Origin of the sequence: Flavobacterium phragmitis (assembly GCF_900112575.1) — a bacterium.
In the GTDB taxonomy this organism is placed as follows: domain Bacteria; phylum Bacteroidota; class Bacteroidia; order Flavobacteriales; family Flavobacteriaceae; genus Flavobacterium; species Flavobacterium phragmitis.
This window is the reverse complement of record NZ_FOMH01000017.1, coordinates 93,024-116,876: the sequence shown is the minus strand read 5'-3', so window position 1 is coordinate 116,876 and position 23,853 is coordinate 93,024. Positions and strand designations below refer to the sequence as shown.

12 protein-coding genes are annotated in these 23,853 nt (G+C 35.1%); 3 read left to right on the top strand and 9 right to left on the bottom strand.

The annotated features are described in order from the left end of the window. Nucleotides 1–380, bottom strand: a 380-nt coding sequence (locus tag BM289_RS23635; RefSeq protein ID WP_091498547.1) for a helix-turn-helix domain-containing protein, incomplete at its 3' end; no start/stop codon positions are given. Nucleotides 381–561: 181 nt separating this feature from the next. Between BM289_RS23635 and BM289_RS23630 the strand changes: the two genes are divergently transcribed. After that, nucleotides 562–1,122, top strand: a complete 561-nt coding sequence (locus tag BM289_RS23630; RefSeq protein ID WP_091498544.1) for a hypothetical protein — start codon at nt 562–564, stop codon at nt 1,120–1,122. Between the two features lie 267 nt (nt 1,123–1,389). Beyond that, nucleotides 1,390–2,046, top strand: coding sequence for an outer membrane beta-barrel protein (locus tag BM289_RS23625; protein ID WP_091498542.1), 657 nt, complete (start codon nt 1,390–1,392; stop codon nt 2,044–2,046). A gap of 362 nt (nt 2,047–2,408) precedes the next feature. Here the strand turns inward: BM289_RS23625 and acnA are convergent, their stop codons facing one another. From acnA to BM289_RS23585, 8 genes are all read right to left on the bottom strand, one after another. Next, nucleotides 2,409–5,183 (bottom strand): aconitate hydratase AcnA, encoded by a 2,775-nt coding sequence (acnA, locus tag BM289_RS23620; protein ID WP_091498540.1) that lies wholly within the window; start codon nt 5,181–5,183, stop codon nt 2,409–2,411. A gap of 141 nt (nt 5,184–5,324) precedes the next feature. Next, entirely contained in the window at nt 5,325–5,462 is a 138-nt protein-coding gene (locus BM289_RS25685; RefSeq protein WP_244165446.1) for a VOC family protein, read from the bottom strand. Between the two features lie 211 nt (nt 5,463–5,673). After that, nucleotides 5,674–6,339 (bottom strand): YoaK family protein, encoded by a 666-nt coding sequence (locus BM289_RS23610; protein ID WP_091498537.1) that lies wholly within the window; start codon nt 6,337–6,339, stop codon nt 5,674–5,676. Nucleotides 6,340–6,350: 11 nt separating this feature from the next. After that, nucleotides 6,351–6,824 carry a Dps family protein gene (locus BM289_RS23605; protein WP_091498535.1) on the bottom strand — a complete coding sequence of 158 codons (474 nt, stop codon included), beginning with the start codon at nt 6,822–6,824 and terminating at the stop codon, nt 6,351–6,353. A gap of 1 nt (nt 6,825) precedes the next feature. Then, on the bottom strand, nt 6,826–7,254 hold the full coding sequence (locus tag BM289_RS23600; RefSeq protein WP_091498532.1) for a DoxX family protein: 429 nt from the start codon (nt 7,252–7,254) through the stop codon (nt 6,826–6,828). A 10-nt stretch (nt 7,255–7,264) separates the two neighbouring features. Further along, nucleotides 7,265–9,151: an amidohydrolase gene (locus BM289_RS23595; protein ID WP_091498530.1), complete on the bottom strand. Its 1,887-nt coding sequence runs from the start codon at nt 9,149–9,151 to the stop codon at nt 7,265–7,267. 98 nt (nt 9,152–9,249) lie between these two features. After that, a complete protein-coding gene (locus tag BM289_RS23590) occupies nt 9,250–9,882 on the bottom strand; it encodes a hydrolase (RefSeq protein WP_091498527.1) in 633 nt (210 codons plus the stop codon). 267 nt (nt 9,883–10,149) lie between these two features. Then, nucleotides 10,150–10,968, bottom strand: a complete 819-nt coding sequence (locus tag BM289_RS23585) for an alpha/beta fold hydrolase (protein WP_091498523.1) — start codon at nt 10,966–10,968, stop codon at nt 10,150–10,152. Nucleotides 10,969–11,840: 872 nt separating this feature from the next. Between BM289_RS23585 and BM289_RS23580 the strand changes: the two genes are divergently transcribed. Then, nucleotides 11,841–23,849 carry an MBG domain-containing protein gene (locus tag BM289_RS23580; protein ID WP_091498520.1) on the top strand — a complete coding sequence of 4,003 codons (12,009 nt, stop codon included), beginning with the start codon at nt 11,841–11,843 and terminating at the stop codon, nt 23,847–23,849. Nucleotides 23,850–23,853: the final 4 nt, after the last annotated feature.

The window sequence follows — 23,853 nt, the reverse complement described above, 5'->3', positions numbered from 1 at the left end:
TCTTTCTCCTTCAACATCCTTTCATACAAAGCGATTTTTTCATCATATAATTGAACAATCTTGTCAACAGGATTGAAAGTAGGTTGGTAGCTAAATCCAGAAGCGACAGCGTTATCTTTAAAATCTTGGAATGAATACGTATTTGCAATAACATTCACAGCCTGTTCCTCATCAAAATTCTGAAAAGCCTCAACAGGAATTTTTAATACAGCAGAAATTTGTTTTAGCAGGTTTTCTTCAATTACATCTTTTTGTTCCAATATCGAAATTTTCTTTTGCGTCCAGTCTTCGCCCAGATCATAAGCCAAAGCTTCCTGCTTGATGTTAAGCATTTCTCTAAAACGTTTTACGTTTCTTCCCTGATGTATTTTCTGTTCCATAATGAATATTGGTTTTCTATGGGCTCAAAGATAAAGCCATTTAGGCTAACAATCGTGAGTTTCAAAGATAAAAAAATATCTCAAACGATAATTATTTTGTCAGAATATTATAGATGTTTTCAGAATGGATTATTCTTTTTAAACAACAGAATTTCGTTACAAAATTTTAAATTGATTGAGAATGAAAAAGAGTAAAATAGCCCTAGAAACCAGTTTTTGGGCTGGGAATGAGGCAGAAAATGTGTTTAAAGCCATTCATGCTTTTTTTGCCTTTGCGCATTTGGATTATTACAAACAGAATGTAAGCGAAATGCTAATGTACAGTTATAAAACAAAAGTCTATAAACAGGACAATCCTTCTGATGTTTTTATTTTGTACAAGGTGATCAAATCATTCCTTAAAGTTGGTTTTTGCCTGAAAGGGAAAAGCAGAAAATGGAAAGTAAAAGAGTTTTTAGAAAATGAAACGCTTTTTCAGCTTTCTTCCCTAACAAAAGAAGAATATGAAAATCCTTTTATCGTATTTCAAAAAGCATTTGAAGAAAAAACGTTGGAAGAATTTGAACTATTTATAGGTTTAATCCTAGAACATTCTTTGTCTCCCATTGACGGATATCCAGAATCTGACGTAACGACACCTTATATTCATTTAATCAAAATGCTCGATGCAGCCAAACTAATAAAAGAAAGAGGAGTAGAGAAAATCAAGAAAATGCATCGGATTGATGCTGCAAAGGAATAAATATTCTTTTGCTCCAACTTTAAAAACTGATTTTGTTGAACTTTAAATATCTGTTTTATAACAAGTTGCATGATTTTAATGTAAATATCCCATAATATGGTTTCATTTTATAATTTGAAACCTAATTGACTTTGCATTTTGACATAAAATTAGTTTTGTAAGATAACTTTGGATAGAAATAAGGCCTTAATTCAATCACTAATTCATTTTCTATTAACTAAAGGGCTTTAATAATAACTCCATTATTACAAACTAAAATTAAAAATTATGAAAAAGTATCATTTATTAGTTGTCTTTTTTTTGTTTTCGTTGGCGGTGTCGGCACAAAGCAGCCAGTCATTTTTACTTAATCTGTACGGAGGATATACTTTTTCCGACAGAGTAGATTTCGATTCTTCTTATGCTAAGGTAGAAGATGGTTTTGAGTATGGAATAGGTTTGGAATATTTTATAATGGATAACGCTTCCGTTGAGTTAAAATATAACAGATTGGATACGAGAATGCCTTTGTATACAAAAGGTATTATACCTAATGACGGCAATCCAATTCCTGCAGGAACTCAGGTTAATGCCGGTGATGATAAAGGCGCTATCAATTACATACTGGCAGATTATACCTATTATTTTGGTTCAAGCTCTCAGAAAGCGCTTCCTTTTCTTGGTGCAGGTTTAGGAGTTGCCATACTTGAAACGCCAAAAAGTGGTAGCGGAACCTATTTTGCTTGGGAGATTAAAGCCGGTGTAAAAGTAAAAACCAATTCGCCAGTATCAATTAATCTTCATGCTTATCTACAGTCTATGTCGGCAGCTGTTGGATATGATTATTACTGGGACTATTATTGGGGTCCATTAGTTGTCAATGATTATGTTTCAACATTTCAGTTTGGTCTTGGTGCTTCGTTAAGTTATGATTTCAGTAAATAATCAATATTGTATTAAATTCTTAGCAAAGCCATAGAAGCTGGCACAAGTAATAGTTTATTTTGAATGTTATTCGCTTATAAATCAAGACAGATGTTTTTATATCTGTCTTTTTTTATGGAATTTTATAAAAATAGAAACTAATCTTTTTCTTATCAAGGAATGAGAAAGCAACATGATAAAAATCATAGCCAACATTGAAGCTTCTTAGTAATATTGTTATCATTTTTCTATTCCTTAAACAATCAAAAATAACAATCATGATAATTAAGAAAACCTATATTTCTTTAATGATCTAAAACATAAAATTCCTAACTATGAAGTCAGGAATTTTAAGTTCAACTTGATTTTTTAAGCTTTTTTCTTTATGATTTATGAAGAAACTGTCTTAAAACATATTGCAGAATACCGTCATTTTTGTAGTATTCAATTTCAATCTGTGAATCTAGCCTTGCTATTGCTGTGAAATTAAAAACTTCACCATTTTCTTTAACAGCTGTTATGGCTAGTTCTTTCAAGGGTGTAATATCTTCTGCAATTCCTGTGATTGTGAAGGTTTCTGTTCCAGTAAGTCCAAGACTTGCCGCGTTTTCACCGTTTTTATATTGTAGCGGTAAAACCCCCATTCCAACTAAGTTACTGCGATGGATTCTTTCGTAGCTTTCTGCCAATACTGCTTTTACGCCAAGAAGAAAAGTTCCTTTCGCCGCCCAGTCTCTCGAAGAACCGCTTCCGTATTCTTTTCCGGCAAGGATAATTAAAGGCGTTTCTGCCGCTTTATATTTTTTAGAAGCTTCATAAATGCTCAATTCTTCTCCTGTTGGAAGAAAAGTCGTAAAACCGCCTTCTTGTTTCGCTAAAGCATTTTTGATACGAACATTGGCAAAAGTCCCTCTGATCATTACTTCATCATGACCACGGCGAGAACCATACGAGTTAAAGTCATTTTTCTCAACACCTCGGCTTAATAAATAACTTCCTGCTGCGGAATTCTCTTTAAACGATCCAGCAGGCGAAATATGATCTGTAGTAACGCTGTCTCCTAAAACCAATAAAGTACGGGCATTTACAATATTTTGCAACGCTTTTGGATGATCTGGAAGGTCTTTGAAAAATGGCGCTTCTTTGATATAAGTCGAATTATCGTCCCATTGGTAAATTTTATCTTTAGGAATCTGCAATTGCTGCCAAATTTCATTGCCCTCAAATATGGTTGCATAGCTGGACTCGAATTGTTCTGGAGTCAGAACATTGCTGAGCATTTGACTGATTTCATCTTCTGCTGGCCATAAATCTTTTAGATAAACAGGCTGTAAATTAGAATCATACGCAAGGGGTTCGTTTACAATGTCAATATCCACTCTTCCTGCTATGGCAAAAATTACGACAAGCATTGGAGACATCAGGAAATTCATTTTGATCTGCGGATGAATTCTGGCTTCAAAATTTCTATTCCCCGAAAGTACAGAAGCCAATACAAGATCATGTTCATCTGCTGCTTTAGCCACATGCGGAGGAAGCGGACCTGAGTTTCCAATACATGAAGTACAGCCATAACCCACGACGTGAAATTTCAAGGCTTCAAGATCTTTTAGTAAATCTGCTTTGATTAAATAATCGGTTACAACTTTTGATCCTGGAGCTAATGATGTTTTTACCCAAGGTTTTGTATTTACGCCTCTTTCTCGTGCTTTTTTTGCAATTAATCCAGCACCAATCATAAGGAAAGGATTTGACGTATTGGTGCAGGAAGTAATAGCCGCAATTGCCACAGATCCGTCAGATAAAGTAAAACGTTCTGAACCAATAGTTACTTCGACACTTTTACTGCCATTTTCGATTTTGGGATCAACCTGAATTTCTTCAGGAACAGGTTTGCTTTCGTTTAAAGGCTGGGAACCGCCTTCTGCCAGCCAGGTTGTAATCTGTTTGGCTGGTTTCAAATATTTTCTGCCAAAGTTTTTGTCTAAAGCATCAATAAAAGAAGGTTCCAAATTTTTAAGAAGAATTTTGTCCTGTGGTCTTTTTGGACCTGCAATAACAGGTTCTATAGAAGAAAGGTCCAATTCCAAAACATGAGTATAAGTAATATTTTCGTCGCCTTTTCTCCACAACAAATTCGCTTTGCAGTAATCTTCAACCAAATGAATCTGCTCCTCCGATCTGCCACTGAGTTTCATATATTCTAATGTTTTTTCGTCAGTAGGGAAGAAGGTAACGGTGCAGCCGAATTCTGGAGACATATTTCCAATTGTAGCACGATCTGGAACACTTAAATTATCAAGACCTGGGCCAAATACTTCCACAAATTTACCTACTACGCCAAATTTTCTAAGCAGTTCTGCAATGGTCAGTACCATATCGGTTGAAGTGGAACCAAGCGGAATTTTCCCTGTCAATTTTAAGCCAATTACTTCTGGCATAATAAAATAAATAGGCTGACCCAAAATAGCGGCTTCAGCTTCAATACCGCCGACACCCCAAGCGATAACCCCAATTCCGTTGACCATTGGCGTATGGCTGTCGGTTCCAACAAGCGTATCTGGAAAAACTTCTCCGTTTCGTTCTATAACGCCTTTCGATAAATATTCAAGATTAACTTGATGACAGATTCCCATTCCCGGCGGTACAACGCTGAAATTGGTAAACGATTCCTGTGCCCATTTTAAAAACTGGTATCTTTCGCCATTACGTTTGTATTCCTCGTCCATATTGCGCAGATATGAATATTCGGTTCCAAAGTAATCAACCTGAACAGAATGATCTACCACAAGATCTACAGGAATCAGCGGATTAATCGCATCTGGATTTTTACCTCTTCTTGCTGCTTCGGCACGAAGTGAAGCAATATCAACGACAGCGGGAACACCTGTAAAATCCTGCATTAAAACTCGCGCAGGCTTAAACGGAATATCTTTGTCTGATGCTTCTGGTTTCCAGTTTAATAAGGTTTCGACGTTTTCTCTAGTAATGGCAAAATCATCGAAATTGCGTAAAGCGTTCTCCAAAAGAATTCGGATTGAAAAAGGCATTTTTTCGATTTCAAATCCTTGTTGCTGCATTGCAGCTAGACTGTAATAAGAAAACTCCTTGCCAGAAGTTTTAAGTACTTTTTTAATCTGGTAAATGTCGTTCTGCATGTTGTGGTTCTTTTAAAATTAAAAATATACGATTAGAGATTGGTACTTTTTGAGCGTAGACTTTTAAAGTTCTCCTTGTTTTAATTTGTTTTTATAATAAAAATACTCTTTTTTCTGCTTTTACAAACCTATTTGTTTGGATTAATTGATTTTAGCCAAATGATTTTCAATGGTTTTTCGATGTGCTTTGTAATGAGCAGGAAGTTTTAAGTTTTTTCCCAATTCATATAAAGGTTCATCTACCGTAAATCCAGGATTATCGGTAGCAATTTCAAACAAAACGCCCCCCGGTTCTCTGAAATATAAGAGTGAAAATATTGTCTGTCAGCTGTTATTTCATCGGTTTTCCCAAGGTTTCTATTATCTTCTGTTTTAGATTCGATTAACTCTAGTTTTAAACCGTCTGGATCTTGGAAAACTAAGATATTTTCTCCGAATTTCTTTGCTGGTTTATCATAATTCACTTCCCGCACTCCGAGCCTATGTTTTTCTAGCCTTCACGATGATACCAATAACAAATAATCATAGCAACACCAGGAATAATTAAAGTCCGTAAACCAAAAAATTTTCCGGCAACGGCTCCTAGAAAACAACCGATAAGAAAACCAATGATTGTAACAAATTGTTTTCTAAAACTTAACAAGGTATCAGTATCTTTTAATCCATTTCTCAGTAGATTTCCTAAGTCAAGAGAAGCTTGCGTTACATTTCCTGTCATCATGGTTGTTGGGCCATGCGTTTCTTTGGCGTAAAGCTTTCCAAAAGCATTTTGAAGTCCCATTGCAAATACAGTTGTCATCGCTATTGTGTATACGGTCCATTCGGCTGTATTTTCTAAATAGCCAAAAGTATAAGAAGCAATACCACTTAGAACCAGTATAATACCTTCCCAGCATAAAATGGTGTAACGGTTCGTGCTTTTTAAAGCAATTCTGCCACCGACAATTACAGCTAAAATAAAAACAGGGAAAGTAAGCAGCTTTACCCATGCATGAATGTCTGAGCCTTTGATAATTTGATAAGCAAAGACAATAAAGTTACCCGTAACATGCGCAGAGAATATAGAATCCGCAGCGACAAAGGTTACGGTATCGCAATACCCTGCTATCATGGTGAGAAGCAGGGTTACGTACCAAATATTTTTTTGTATTTCCATAACATTATTTTTTAGCTTAAGTGTGCTCTAAGCATCCAAGCCATTTTTTCGTGAGTTTCTAAAAGCCCAGTGATATAATCGCTTGTTCCAGCATCTTGAAGTTCTGAGGCAAAATTATTGATGTTTTCACGTAAATGAATCAAAATACTTTCATGATCCACCAATAACTCTTTAATATAGCTGATGCTGTCGTTTTGACCTTTTAATTCTTCTGTTAAATGAGTCAGTGCCAGATATTCTTTTAAAGTTCCAGGAGCGTAGTGTCCTAGAGTTCTGATTCTTTCGGCAACTGCATCAACAATTTCGTCAAGTGCTTCGTATTGCTGTTCAAAGAAAAGATGTTTATTGTAGAAATCTGGGCCTTCAACATTCCAATGTGCTTTTTTTGTTTTGGTATACAATACAAATTCGTCCGCTAAAACTTTTGTTAATACATCCACTACTGTTGTGATGCTTTCTTGTTTGATTCCGATGTTTGCTTTCATTTTAAATAAGGTTTAATAAGTAATAATCAAGTGAATAGGTTCCTGCTCCAAGCGTAAGCAGCAGTAATAAGGATAAAGTGTACATATAAGGAACATCGCGTACTTCTAGAGAATCTTTTCGATGCACTACAAAATAACCAATTGCAGTAACTCCAATTGTGGGAAGAACAGCCAGACGAGTTCCTAGACCGAGAATAATAAAAACAGGAACTACGGTATCTGAAAATGTAGCCATTAATGCGTTTAGTTTTTCTGGTAAATGCAGCGGATTCGGAACATGTTCTTTTTGTCCGTTTTCCAATCTGAATTTTTTCATTCCGTGAACTCTGAATAGTTCAACTGCGAGCAATATTCTAAAAACTAAAATTGCCGCATTATTCACTGCTGATCCTAAATCAGAGTGGAGGATTTGTTTTATAATTTCCATCATTTTGTTCAGTTTAAAATGCAAAACAGGAACAGCCTAGAGCGCCCCAAAATGCGTTATAATTATTTACTGGGACATTGCTCATTCTGGCAACATCATGATTGTGAGCGTGAACATCACAGCTTCCGGAGCAACTATGAATTTGTGCCGTCAGTTTTGGCTTTGCATCCGCTTTTGCATTTTTCTCTATGGCACTTTGTAAACCACTTCTAACCGGATATCCGTTGTAGATATTGGTTGGTGACCAATCTGGTAAAATCGGAATGTGAGGCGGTGAGAATGAAGAAAAATCACCATTAGCATACACAATTTTTCCATCGACAATCGTTAAATCCGATTCGATTTTTTTGATGTCTTCATCGTCAATAGTAAAATAGTCACGGTCCAGAACTACTAAATCAGCAAACATTCCTACTTTGATATCTCCTTTTTTATTCTGTTCCTGAGAAAACCAAGCGCTTCCTCTGGTATAAAGTTCCAAAGCGGTTTGTCTGTTCAATCTCGTTTCGTTGTACAATTGTAAACCTCCAACCGTTTTTCCAACCGTCATCCAATACATTGAAACCCACGGATTGTAACTGCTTACTCTTGTAGCATCTGATCCTGCACCAACAGGTACTTCCATTTCAATCATTTTTTTGATTGGCGGTGTGTTTTCAGCTGCTTTTGCACCGTATCGATCCGTGAAATATTCTCCTTGATATGCCATTCTGCTTTGAACCGCAATACCGCCTCCAAGAGCTTTTACACGTTCGATATTTCTTTCATCAATGGTTTCGGCATGGTCAAAAATCCAAGGAAGTCCATTAAAAGGAATTTCTCTATTGATTTTTTCAAAGACATTCAAAAAGCGTGTAATACTTTCGTTATACGTAGCATGAAGTCTGAACGGCCAGCGGTTTTCAACCAAAAGACGAACCACTTTTTCCAATTCGGCTTCCATGTTTTCAGGAAGATCAGGTCTTGGCTGCAAAAAGTCTTCAAAATCGGCTGCAGAAAAAACCAACATTTCGCCCGCTCCGTTATGACGATACATATCATCGCCTTGATATAATTTTACGGTATCAATCCAATCTTCAAAATCTTCAAATTCGTGTTTTGGTTTTTGAGTGAAAAGATTATAGGCAATTCGAACCGTTAATTGTTTCTTTTCGTTCAATTCATTTACCACTTTATAATCATCTGGAAAATTCTGGAATCCGCCTCCGGCATCAATAACACTCGTTATTCCAAAACGATTCAGTTCCTTCATAAAATGACGCGTTGAATTGATTTGATGTTCATACGAAAGAGTAGGACCTTTAGCCAAAGTCGAATACAAAATCATAGCATTTGGTGTTGCAATGATTAATCCGGTTGGTTCGCCTTTTGCATCTCTCTCAATATGTCCTCCCGGCGGAGCAGGTGTATTTTTAGTATAACCAACCGCTTTTAGCGCTGCTCTGTTCATAATGGCTCTATCGTACAAATGCAGAATAAAAACAGGTGTTTCAGGAGCTATCGCATTGATTTCTTCAAGAGTTGGCATTCTGCGTTCGGCAAACTGAAATTCAGACCAGCCGCCAACCACTCGAACCCATTGCGGATTTGGTGTGCGGTCCACTTGTTCTTTTAGCATTCGGAGTGCATCTGCAAGCGAAGGAACGCCGTCCCATCGTAATTCTAAATTGTAATTCAAACCACCTCGAATTAGGTGAATGTGAGAATCGTTAATTCCAGGAACCACTCTTTTATTTTGAAGATCGATTATTTTAGTTTCTTCAGATGCCAATTCCATTACACTGCTGTCATTTCCCACAGCAATAAATTTCCCATCTTTTATGGCAACTGCGGTTACGTTTGGTGTTTCGGTGTTGAAACTATGAATTTTACCGTTAAATAAAATTAGATCTGCTTTCATAATTCAATTGTTTAGGTTTTAAGCTTTAAGCTTTAAGAGTGCTTAATTAATGCTGCCGGAAATACTATCGATTAGATTCCCGACAGGCAAAATAAATTTTAGTGTTTTAGCATATTGTGAGCGTAGTGGATTCCTAAACCATAAGATCCGCCGTGTTTTTTCATTAGATTCGTTACAGGAACATAAGTTTCCTGACGTGCCCAGTCTCTTTGAAGTTCTAAGATATACTGAATAGAAGTCACAGGCTGCGCACCTGCCTGAATCATTCTTTGGATAGCACGTTCGTGAGCTTCGTCACTCACATCACCGCATGCATCTGTAATGATATAGACTTCGTAACCCTCTTCAATTGCCGATAAAGCAGGTCCAACGATACAAACACCTGTCCATAATCCCGCTAAAACTATTTTTTGTTTTTTAGTTCCAGTAATGGCTTTATAAGCATTTTCATCTTCCCAAGTATTCATTGTTGTACGATCAATATAACCTGAAGTAGCGATTGGATAATATTCTTCGATTTCTGGGAAAACAGGACCCGCGAAACTTTCCTCAAAAACAGTGGTTACAATTGTGGGAACATTAAATATTTTTGATGCACCGCAGATAATGGCAACATTATTACGTAGTTCGCTTATGGCAATGTTGTTGGTAGCAAACGCCATTTGTCCTTCAAAATCAATTAATACTAATGCGTGGTTATCTGGAGACAATAAGTTTTTTGATGGTTTCATGATTTTTTATTTTAATGATTTATAATTAGTTAAGCCAATGAAGTGCCAAACTTTTAGTTTGTTGTATAGTAAGACTTTGTGTTTTTTGGGCACCAAAAAACCTTACGATATTTCGTAATTTTATGAAGCCTTATTCGTTATATATGATAAAAAGTAGAAAGTTTCCGTTTTATTCTGGTTCAAACGGAAACCGTTTTGAAGATTAAAAAACTGTCTTTAAAAGCGTCCTTCAGCAGACAGTTTCAGTAGATTTATAAGAATAGCGGTTTATTCTTTAATAAAAGCCAAAATATCGTTATTGATTGTTTCTGCTTCAGTTGTCGGCATACCGTGAGAAAAACCAGGATAAGTAATAAGTTTTCCGTTTTTCAAAAGTTTAGCTGCTCTCGGTGCCTGTTCCCAAGGAACAATTTGGTCGTCTTCTCCGTGAAGTACTAAAACAGGAATGTCTAAACTTTTAAGGTCTTCTGTAAAATCTGATTCAGAGAAAGCTTTGATTCCTTCATAATGAGCATAAACAGATCCCATCATTCCTTGACGCCACCAGTTGTGTCTAATTCCTTCTTTAATAGTTTGTCCTTCGCGGTTCCATCCGTAAAAAGGAATAGGGAAGTCGTAGAAATATTGTGCTCTGTTGAATCCAGTTCCTTGTCTGATTTCATCAAAAACAGCTAAAGGAACACCTTCTGGATTGTTTTCGTTTTGAATCATAATAGGAGTTACGGCGCTAATTATTACTGCTTTTGCAATACGTCCTTTTCCGTATTTTGCAGCGTAACGGATTACTTCGCCTCCTCCAGTTGAATGCCCTACGTGGATAGCATTTTTTAAGTCAAGCGCTTCTGTTAATGCTGCTACATCTGATGCGTAAGTTTCCATATTATTTCCTTCAGAACTTTGACCAGAGCGACCGTGTCCGCGACGATCATGTGCAATAACTCTGTATCCTTGTTTTAGGAAAAACATCATCTGTGCATCCCAGTCGTCTGATGATAATGGCCATCCGTGGTGAAAAACAATTGGCTGACCTGTTCCCCAATCTTTGTAAAAAATTTCTGTTCCGTCTTGTGCTTTAATAGTGCTCATCTTAATGTGGTTTTGGATTAATAAATGTTTATATATAATTGTTTAAAATTCTACTGTAATTAAATCTGTTTTTGATTCAATTGATGTTGTTGATTTTTTTTACAAACCTACAGCAGGAATGAAAGTTTGTTGATTAATGTAGATTAAGAAAGAAAAAAATCTCTTTTTTTGCGGGTTTTTTCGAAGTACTGTTTTCATGTTTTTAGATTAAGAATATTTTCCGTACAGTATTTTCAAAGAATATGCCGTCTGAGTTAAGGTCTTTATTTATAAAGGCTTGACGGTTTTTGAAGTCTTTTTTGATTTACGGTATTTCGTAAATTTATTATTGGGTTTATTGTTTTTTTTAAAATGATGGTTTTATGAAAGAAAAGGTAGTAGAGAAAGGGTGCTTTGTAAAATATATCTAGACAATGACAGCTTATTGATTCAAAATTAACGCTATTTTAAAAATGTCTCTTTTTTGTCCACCCTTCCAAATAGGCTGCTAAACGAAGATATTTTTAGTTTTGAAGTATAATCGAGCGCCCCTTTTAATCTTAGTCCTCCATAGAACAAATAAACTTAATCCTACTTGAAAAAAATGTACCTACCATTATTTTTGATGTGCTTTAGTTCATCTATAATCTTTCAAAATCCCAATATTTCTTGTCTTAGAAATATTGGTGAGTGTCTGACTTCTTTTCAAACTTCTAAAAAGACATTTGGTTTGAATAAAGAACTATTTAAAACGAATATCAGACAGATAGTCTTTAATGAAAAAATTTCCTTCTCATTAAATGTATCTACAATTTACAGTGTAAGCTAACGCTGTAAATAACAGTTTAACAAATAACCAAACTATATAAATCAATTTTATTACTTACTTTTTTATGGAAAAAAACTACTTATTGATTTTAAAGTCTTTAGTTTTTATATGGCATTTCTGTCTGGAGAAAACGAAAGATCTTAGTCTTTTTAGAAAGCAACCCAATTTGTCAAGGTACACACTTGTAACTTGTTTCTTTTTCTTTACTGTTTTAGTACAATCTCAAACAATAAAATATGTAACTGTAAATGGTTCTGGAAGTAAAGATGGAAGCTCGTGGACTAATGCTTCTGATAACTTACAGAAAGTGATTAGTTCATCAGACAGCGGTACACAAATATGGATTGCAAGAGGAACATATACGCCAAAAGTAGCATTAGCGCCTAACAACAGTACACAGGACAGAAACAACACTTTTGGACTAAAAAAGGGTGTACAATTATATGGAGGTTTTATTGGTAACGAAACAAATCTTTCTCAAAGAAACATTACTGCAAATGAAACCATTCTTAGTGGAAATTTAGGCGGTGGAAACTACGCACATCATGTTATACTTATTTATGCTCTTGAAGAGAATGAGAATTATTATTTAAACGGACTGACTATTAGTGATGGAAGAGCTGATATATGGGACTTTTATAAAATATCTACAGAAACTAAAGGAAATTCTATTAATGATAATATTAAAGACAAATACCCGGATTGGTATGTTTCAATGACAGAAAGCCCTTATTATAACTATGCTTCATTTGGTTTGCAACTTGCAGGATTTAGTGCCTTACCTGGCATACCTTCAGTTCCGGGAGGAGACATGACAATAACGGAAATACTTAACACTTCTTACCCAAAAAGTAATGGAGGTGCTATATACAATATTAAAGGTGCTTTAACATTAGAAAATGTAACATTTAAAAATAATAAAGGGATAGTCGGTGCGGCAATATGCTTACAGGAAGGAGCTCATACCACACTTAATAACTGTACGTTTACTAATAACATAGCGACAGATAATGGTGGTGCAATTAACTCCAGTGCTAGTTATTTGACTATTACAGGAGGAAATTTTAATAATAACAGTGCGCCTCTGGGGGGAGCTATTTCTGATTTAGATGGAAAACTTTTAAATCTAAGTAATGTAACATTTAGTAATAACCTGGCGAATAAAATTAAGACTGGTACAGGCTATGGCGGGGCTATTTATATTGAAAAAGTGAGTCAGGATAATTCGTCATCGAGGATTGTCAATAATTGTACTTTTGATAACAATAGTGCAGATGTTGCAGGTGCTATTTATGCTGACGAAAACATACGTAATCTTAAAATTACGAATAGTGCATTTACTGGCAACAACGCTTTGATGGAGGCTTCTACTACAATTGCCGGAGGTGGAGGAGCTATTATGCTTCGCAAAGTTATAAATGCAGAACTAACATCAAATAATTTTAGTAATAACAAAGCTTTAAAAAGTATAGGAGGAGGAACGTTTATAGTTCAAACAAATGGTATTACTTTTTCAGGAAACACATTTTCAGGAAATAGTTCTTTGTTAGGAGGTGCTATGTGTTTACTTGAAAACAAAAGCACAACGACTTTAAACGGAAATACATTTACAGGAAATAGTGTTACAGATATAAGCAGTTATTCTGTTTCTGGATTTGGAGGTGCTATAGTATCTGCTAATGATAATAATATTAAAATCTCTGACAACATATTTACAGGAAATACTGCTAGTAAATTTGGAGGAGCAATTAATTTCGAAACGATTACAGTTAATTCTGTCATTAATAATAATACTTTCAATACCAATACTGCTACCAAATTTGGAGGGGCAATATATGCCAATGCCATTGGCGATAATGTTACTGCTAAGGTAACGATAAACAACAACAATTTCGAAAGCAACAATGCTGTTGAAAGAGGTGGGGGAATATTATTAGCGAACGTAATTGCTGCTGATATACATACTAATTCATTTGTTGGAAATAAATCCAATGTAGGGGCCGTTTTAGATGTTGAAACGTATAAGAAAAGCCAATTTTTCAACAATACCGTTAAAAATAATGTTGGAACCCTAGATAGTAACGGACAATCAGGCTGTATCATTGCCGTGATTGAAGGTGTAAATACATTCTATAATAATGTTTTCACAGGAAATGAAAGTTTTACAGCTGTTTTTTATGATAATTCAACTGTCGATTTTATAAACAACACTGTTTGGAATGAGAAACCGGGTTATAGTATTTACACGTTTAGTAAAAAAGTAAAGCTCTACAATAATATTCTTGAAGAGCTTAATGGTTCAAATACTTCTGCCGATGTTCAGAATAATTCTTTTAGGTACGATAATCAAAATAAGTTTGTGAATAAAAACAATAATATTCGCGAAACGAACCCTTATTTTGCTGATGCAGCCAATTATAATTTTAATTTAACAGGCTGTAGTTCCATAATAAATAAAGGGAATAATTCATTATATACAAGTGAATATCCAAATACCGATTTTGCAGGAAAGAATAGAAAAGTAAGTACCATTGATATTGGTGCTTATGAAAATGAATTGGGTGCATCTGGCAAAACAATACCGACTGTTGTTGCAGCACAATCTTTTTGTAATGAAGCTATTGTAAATGATTTAAAAGCAACAGGTTCAAACATTAAATGGTATAGTCAGGCTGTAGGAGGAAGTCCGTTAGCCAGTAATACGGCTTTAGTTTCTGGTAATACCTATTACGCAAGTCAAACGGTTAATAGTTGTGAGAGTGATAGAGCGAGCGTTACTGTGTCGATAAGTTCGACAGAGCCACCAACTGCACAAACTCCACAAAATTTTATTATTGGCCAATCGGGAGCTAAAATTATAGTAAATGGGAGTAATTTAAAATGGTACACACAAGAAAAAGATGGTACAGCGTTAACAGCAGTTCCTTCTTTAAATATGTCGTCTGAAAATTCTGCTACCTATTGGGTGAGTCAAACCAACGCTAATAATTGCGAAAGCGTTAGAACTAAAATAGTTGTGAATGTAACCAAAATACCGCTTACAATTAAAGCTATTAATAAAGTAAAAGTATTTGATGGGAATGTTTACGGAAATACTAATTATACTGTAACTTATTCTGGTTTTGAGCCTGGTGATAGTCAGTCCAATAGTATCTCTGGAACTCTTGCTTTTTCAGGTGATGCCGCTACTGCAACTGAACCTGGTATTTATAAAATTATTCCTCAGGGTATTACTTCTACTAAATACACCGTTTTGTATGAAGAAGGAACATTAGAAATTAAATCGAATTTAATTTTAAATGATAACATCTTATATGTAAAACAAAACGGAAACGGAGATGGTACTTCATGGAACAGCGCTTTAAGTAATTTGGAGGTTGCTTTAACAAGAGCTTCTAATATTAACTCCGTACATACAGATGATAATGATCCTAAAAAAGTCAAAAAAATATTTGTAGCTAAAGGAACCTATCAACCGGCTTCAGGGAAGTCATTCATAATGCCTAAAAACATAGAAATATATGGCGGATTTGATCCTGATAATGCTATTACAAATCTAACACATCAGCGTATTACAGGTAATTTAAATGATGGAAGTATTTTAAGAGGAAATAATGCATCTGTTATTAAAAATGATGGCAATGGCTTAACCAATAATGCTCTTTTAAACGGTTTTACAATTACAAATGGTAATGCAGCTAATGGAGGTGGTATATACAATAAAAATGTTACGGCAAGATTTGAAAACTGTATCATCAGAGCAAATAATGCTGCTACAAACGGAGGTGCTGTTTATAATGAAAGCGCCAATACAACATGGATTAACTGCTTAATTATTAATAATACAGCACCAAATGGAGCATCTATGTACAACAATGCATCGCTGCCTACGCTGCTTAATGCTACTATAGCAGATAATACAGGTGCGCAGGGAGCAGCATTATATAATGCAAATGGTTCTTCTGCAAGAATTGTAAATACAATTAGTGTAAAAAATAGTTCAGACATTGTTAATAATGCCAGTAATCCTTCTTATGAAAACAGTTTGATACAAGGTATAGGCGGTGTTACCGGTACAACTGCTGTTTTTGACGCGAATTATTCGTTATCAACTACTAGTGCTGCTCTAAATACTGGTAAAAATAATCCTGCTAGTATTGTTTTACCAGCCAAAGATTTAAAAGGCAAATCCCGTATTATTGATACTACTGTAGATATGGGAGCTTTTGAGAGAAATAAAATTCAAACCATAACAGCGGCTGCTATTACAAAAAAATATGGAGATGAACCATTTACACACGGTACAGCATCAAGTGGATTACCACTAGAGTATACATCTTCTAACAATAATGCTGTCGCTACAATTGAAAATGGTAAAATTAAAATACTAAATGTTGGAACAGCGACTATAACAGTGAACCAACCAGGGAATACTGCTGAATATGATGCTGTTAGCGGGAGTTTTTTGTTAACCGTAGATAAAGGAGTCTTAACTGTAAGTGCAGATAATAAAGTTAAAATTCAGGATGGTGCTAAATTTAACGGATTCACGGTGTCTTATTCCGGGTTTGTTTTTGCGGATACTCCGGATAATAGTTTAACGGGAACTCTGACGTATGGCGGAACTGCTGTAGACGCTACTAACATAGGTACTAATTACACCATAATTCCGTTAGGATATGCATCTTCGAAGTATAATATTACATACACTAATGGTAATTTAAGAATTGAACCAGATATTACCCTAACGGATGGTACTTTATACGTTAAAAAAGGAGCAACAGGTAATGGAACATCATGGAATAATGCTCTGGGAGAAGTTAGAGATGCACTGGAAATAGCAAGAATAATTAATTCAAGCACAAGTGCAACTAAAGCAACAAAAATGTTTGTATCTGTTGGGCAGTATACATCTGTAGATAACAAGAGTTTTTATATGCTTAAGGGCGTTAATATGTACGGAGGTTTTGATCCGGATAAAGGTGTTACCACACTTTCTCATAAAAGAAAATTTGCAGAGACTATTCTTGTTCAGGGAGCCAGAGGAAACAGGGTAATCGAAAACAATGATAATGGATTAACTAATACCGACATTATTGATGGATTCACAATCGGAGGGTCTTCTGCTAATATTGCATATGAAGGAGGAGGTATTTATAATAAGAATAGTTCTCCTACTATTGTAAACTGTATAATTAAGGATAATTCATTGTTCCCTTTTCCATACTATCTAAACAGAACATATGGTGGTGGAATATACAACGATAACAGTAATCCAGTACTTATAAATTGTATTATTACCAATAATAAAGTTGGAGTTGATGGAAACGAAGCTGGTAATGCCGGATATTATGGATATGGCTCAGCTATGTACAGTGTTAATAATAGTAATCCAAAATTATATAACTGTACCATTACAGATAATAGATCGATATCCGGAAACAATGGAGATGCGCCGGCAATTGTCAATCTTACAAATTCTGTAACCTCATTGTACAATTCTATATATATGAATAATAACAAAGGAGTTTCCAGCGGAATAGTTTCTTATAATAGTATTGTTCAAAAAGACGATAATATAACAGAAGGTATTTATAACAATGGTGCGACCGTTACTTTTGATGCCATATTTAAAACAAATACTAGAGCGTTAAGAGAAGACAGTTATGCAAAAGATAAAGGATCAAATTCACACTACACTTTTAATAGTCTTTCAACTTATGATATCAACGGGTATAGCCGTTTATCAGGAACTATTGATGTTGGTGCAGAAGAATTGCGAACAGTTCAAAACATTACAGCTGATGATGTAGCAAAAATCTATGGAGATTCAGATTTTATCCATCCATCAGCAACAGTTAGCAGTGGTTTACCATTAACTTACACTAAAAGTAGCAACGTGAATGTTGCTGTTATTAAAGAGGGTAAAATTCAAATACTGAATACGGGTACATCTACTATTACAATCACTCAAGTTGGTAATGGGAGCTATGCTCCAACAGAAAAGACCTTTGTTCTAACTGTAGCAAAAGCAACCTTAACAGTAAAAGCAACCGATAAGACTAAATTTGCCAATAATTTGGCAATGCCAACTGCAGATTATGATGTAAATTTTATAGGTTTTGTTAACGGTGATGATCGTACGAAGTTGACAGGATCAATTACATATTCAGGTGATGCAATAGGAAAAACAGAAGTTGGTATTTATACCAATGGTATAGTACCTGGTGGATTATCTTCTAATAATTATAGTTTTATTTATACAGCAGGAACTTTAAAAATAGTACCAAATACTAAGTTGACCAATAACATATTGTATGTAAAACAGGGAACAGTTGGCGGTGATGGTTCTACATGGGAATTAGCGTTAAACGATTTGTCATTAGCTTTACGTTATGCTACCATTCTGAATAATAATACACCAAATACTGTAAATAAAATCTATGTTGCTAAAGGTACTTATACACCAAAATACAGCGCAAGAGATAACTCGAACTTTATTGACGAAGGAAGAGACAATAGTTTCTTATTATTAGACGGCGTAAAACTATATGGAGGTTTTGATGGAAATATCAGCGATGAGAGTTTAAATGACAGACGTATTCAGGAGAATAAAACAATTTTGGATGGGCAGTCTCTCATCAATCATATTATTACGGTTTCTAATTCAGCAGGCAGTAATGAGATTGATGGTTTCAGTATCGTAAAAGGTGCAGCGGCAAGTGCGGCACATTCGACAGAGGGAACTGTAACTATAAACGGAAAGGCTATTACAAGAGAATATGGAGGAGGAATACGTGTACACAGTTCTAACCTTATTGTAAAAAACTGTATTCTTTCAGAAAACACTTCGGGTTTTAGAGCTGGTGGTATGTATGTTACAGATAATTCTAATGTTTCAGTATATAACACGTTATTTTATAGTAATTCAGCTTATCATGCTGGAGCAACTGGTACTTCGATAGGAGTAAATGCTGCCAATGTAAAAATTGTGAATACTACTTTTGGAGATGATATAACTAATGCATCTCATCTTTTCACCATTGGAGCTTCTAACTTAGAGGTATTTAATGCTGCTTTCAGGGATACTCCGGGTAACAATGATATAAATAGAGAAGGAGGGACAGTTACAATTAAAAACTCTTTGCTGTCTAAAGCGCAATCTTTATACACTTCAATGACATTAGCTAATAATTTCTATGCACAGCCTGCTGATTTTGTTGATGCAAATGCATTTAACTTTGCTTTAAAACCAACATCTGTAGCAGTTAACAAAGGAGATAATACGTTGTATGAAACAGTAATTGGAGGTAATAAAGATATTGCAGGTAACACTCGTTTTCAAAACACTACTATAGACATGGGATGCTACGAGTCTAAAATAATGCAAACGATTACAGCTGATGACATAACAAAAAAATATACAGATGCTGACTTTGTCGTAGGGACTGCATCAAGTGGACTGTCACCCCTTACTTATAGTAGCGGTAATACTAATGTTGCTTCCATTACAAAAGATAACAAAATTCATATAGTAGGGGTTGGACAAGCTACAATAACAGTTGTGCAAAATGGAGATGAGATTTATGCTCCCGCAACCAAAACCTTTAAACTTACGGTTGGAAAAGGAGACTTTTCTGCCACTTTACAACCGGAGACATACACTTATGATGGTGCTGCAAAATATCTAAATGTTTCAGCTTTACCAGCAGGAGCTACTGTGTCTTATGAAGGAAACGGACAAATAAATGCAGGAGACTATACTGTTAAAGCAATTATTAACGGAGGTGAATATTATAATGATATTACATTGTCTAACACACTTAAGATTAATAAAAAGAACCTTTCAGGTATTTCATTTCCTTCAAATACATTTACTTATGATGGTTTTGATAAACACCCTGAAGTATCAGGAATTTTACCTGAGGGATTAAGTGTGGTTTACTCAAACACGCAAAAGAATGCGGGTGTTTATAACAATGTAAAAGCTACGATTTCAGGCTCTAATTACAACACGCTTGAATTAACAACTTCTATGACTATTAATAAAACGGATCTTCCAAGCGGAATATTTTTATTAGAAAAAGAAGAAGTGTATGATGGTACTCCTAAAAGATTATCGCTTGATGGAATACTTCCTGATGGAGTTACAGTAACTTATGCCAATAATGATAATATCAATGTGGGCTCATATAATGTTACAGTTAATATTAACGGAGGAATCAATTACAATAACAAACAGCTTATTGCTAAATTAACCATTGTAAAAGGCAATCTAACAGATAATTTCGTTCTGGCATCCAGCACTTTCACTTATGACGGAAGCGAAAAATCATTAGCGATTCAAGGTAGTCTTCCTAGTCAGGTATCTGTAAGTTATACTAACAACAACAAAATAGAAGTTGGTACTTACAGGGTTTATGCTGTATTGAGCAAACCAAATTATAACGATAAAGTTGTAGAAGCCGATTTAATTATCGAACCAAAAACGATAAATGCTGTAGTACAAGGTACAATATCAAAAGTTTATAATGCTAATGCTGTTATAGCATTAAATGCTAATAATTTTGCTTTGGAAGGAGTTGTTGATGGTGATAATGTACTAGTAGATAATCCTGCAGCTGGTGATTTAGATAATAAAAATGTAGGAGTAAACAAGCAAGTTACTATTAACAATTTAAAACTATCGGGAACTGCTTCTAAAAACTATGTATTAAGTGCAACTACTTTAGTAGCTAATATAGCAGAAGTGAAACTTAAAGAAATAGAGGTTTCATTGAAAGGAAGTGCAACCAAAATGTTTGACGGAACAACTGATGCAGTTTTAACCGCTTCTAATTTTGAGCTCAAAGGAATTGAAGCAAATGAAAATGTAACAGTAAGCAATTCGTCATCAGGAGTATATGATACTAAAAATGTAGGGACAAATAAAACTATAACAGTTGAAAACTTAACAATTAGTGGAAATGATGTTTCGAATTATATTTTAAATTCTCAGACTGTTTCAGGACAAATAGGTGAGATTACATCAAAGACAATCACGGTAACAGCTGATGCTTCACAATCAAAAGTATACGGTGCTGTTGAGCCAGCTTTGAGCTACACTGTCACTCCTGCTTTAGTAACTGGAGATTCATTCACAGGTACTTTAGAGAGAATAGCTGGGGAAAACATAGGAACTTATAAAATTGTGCAGGGAACATTGAGTGCAGGTACAAATTATAGTCTTACCTATGTTGCTAATGATTTTAAAATTACGGCAAAACCAATCACAGTAACGGTAGATGTTTCTCAAACAAAAGTATATGGAACAACAGACCCAGTTCTTACTTACTCTGTTTCACCAAGTTTAGTTGGAAATGATGCTTTCTCAGGTGTTTTGCAAAGAATAAGAGGAGAAAATGTTGGGACTTATGGCATAGAACAAGGAACGTTGACCGCAGGCACTAATTATGCCATTACTTATATTGGTAAAGATTTTGTCATTACTGCGAAGACAATTACAGTCACTGCTGATTCACAAACTAAAGTGTATGGAGAAAATGATGCCGCTTTAACGTATTCATTTACACCAGCTTTAAAAAGTGGAGATGCATTCACAGGAACTTTATCCAGAGTTTCGGGAGAAAACATTGGGGATTATGCTATTACAAAAGGCAGTTTGAGTGCAGGTTCTAACTATAGTATTAATTATGTTGGTGAAGATTACACAATCACGCCAAAACCGATTACTGTAACTACGAATGCTTCTCAAACAAAAGTATACGGAACAACAGATCCAACTTTTAGCTATTCGGTTTCACCAGCTTTAGTAGGAAATGATACTTTCACAGGAGCTTTATCTAGAGAAGTTGGACAGAATATCGGAACTTATGCCATCAAACAAGGAAATTTGAGTGCAGGAGCAAATTATACAATTACTTTTGAAAGTAAAGATTTTGAAATTACACCAAAAGAAATCACGGTAACAGCTAATGCTTTACAAACAAAAGTATATGGTGATACTGATCCTGTTTTTACCTACACTTCAAGCGAAGCTTTGGTAACTGGAGATACTTTTAGCGGAAGCTTAAGCAGAGCAAACGGCGAAAATGTTGGAACTTATAGTTATTCTATTGGCAGTTTAACAGCAGGATCGAACTATGTTGTCACTTTGGTTGGTTCAAATGCCTTCGCTGTTACAGCAAAACCAATCACAGTAACTGCTGATGCTTTTCAAACAAAAGTATACGGAACAACAGATCCGGTTTTAACTTATTCGGTTTCTCCTAGTTTAGTTGGAAATGATATTTTCTCTGGAGTTTTAGAAAGAGCAATTGGAGAAAATGTAGGAACTTATTTAATAAGAAAAGGAACCTTGACTGCTGGTAACAACTATGCGATTACCTATACTGGTGAAGATTTTGAAATTACTGCCAAAACAATTGCAGTTACAGCTGATTCACAAACTAAGGGATATGGAGAAAATGATGCCGCTTTGACATATTCATTCACGCCAGCTTTAGAAAACGGAGATTCATTTAAGGGAACTTTATCCAGAATTGCGGGAGAAAATGTTGGTATTTACGCAATAGGACAAGGAACTTTGAGCGCCGGATCTAATTACGCTATTAATTATACCGGTAAAGATTATACGATTACGGCCAAACCTATTACAGTAACAGCTAATGCTTCTCAAAAGAAAGTTTATGGAACAACAGATCCAGTTCTTACTTATGCGGTTTCACCAGCTTTAGTTGGAAATGATACTTTCACAGGAGCTTTAGAAAGAACAATTGGAGAGAATGTAGGTTCTTATGTTATTAAACAAGGAGATTTGAACGCCGGGTCTAATTATACAATGACTTTTGAAAGTAAAGATTTTGAAATTACACCAAGAGAAATAACAGTAAAAGCAGATGCTTCACAAGCAAAAGTATATGGTGATGCAGATTCTGTTTTCACTTATACTTCAAGCGAAACTTTATTAACTGGAAATACTTTCACCGGTAATTTAAGCAGAGCAAACGGCGAGAATGTTGGAACTTATACTTATGCTATTGGCAGTTTAACAGCAGGATCTAACTATGTTGTCACTTTAATAGGTTCAAATGCGTTTGCTATTACCGCAAAACCAATCACTGTAACAGCAGATGCTTCTCAAACAAAAGTGTACGGAACAGTAGATCCAGCTTTGACCTATTCGGTTTCACCTGGTTTGGTTAGAAATGATACTTTCTCAGGTGTTTTAAAAAGAGCAATTGGAGAGAATACGGGAACTTATGCAATAGGACAAGGAACCTTGACTGCAGGTAACAATTATACCATTACTTATAATGGGAAAGACTTTGAAATTACCAAAGCAGATCAGGTAATCACCTGGAACCAAACTTTAGTTTCAAATTGTGAAGGAGCAACGACAAGTGTTTTAACGGCTACTTCAAATAGTGGTTTACCAATAAGTTATGCTTCTTCTAATGAGAATGTGGTGACAATTTCTAATGATGAGTTGATTTTTAATAATCCTGGTTCAGGAACTGTTTCAGCTTCACAAGCGGGGAATAACAATTACAATGCTGCTGAAACTATAGTATTGCCAGTTTTAAATAGCCAACCAAATTTGATCAAGCAACAGTTTGATAATGTTATTTTCTTTGACAATAGTTCAAAAGAATTTAAATCGTATACCTGGTATAAAGACGGAATTCTAGTTGCAGGTCAGACTTTGCAATATTATAAAGAAGTTGGAGGTTTAAACGGGACATATTACGCAGTTGCAACAAAACTAGACGGAACGGTAATAACTTCTTGTCCATTAACCATATCTTCAAAAGGAACAGTTGAAACAATTAGAATTTATCCTAATCCTGTTAAACCTAATGCTAGTTATCAATTGATTACCAGTTTGGATGCTGCTAAAATGATAAATGCCCATGTTGAGGTATTTGGAATAAGTGGATCATTGGTAGATCAAAAAACAACCAATGAAAATGAGACAACTTTACTGGCTCCGGCAGTTGAAGGTATCTATATTGTAAGGATCACTTTGGCAAATGGTAAAACGTTTACAAAAAACCTTTTAGTGAAAAACTAAATAA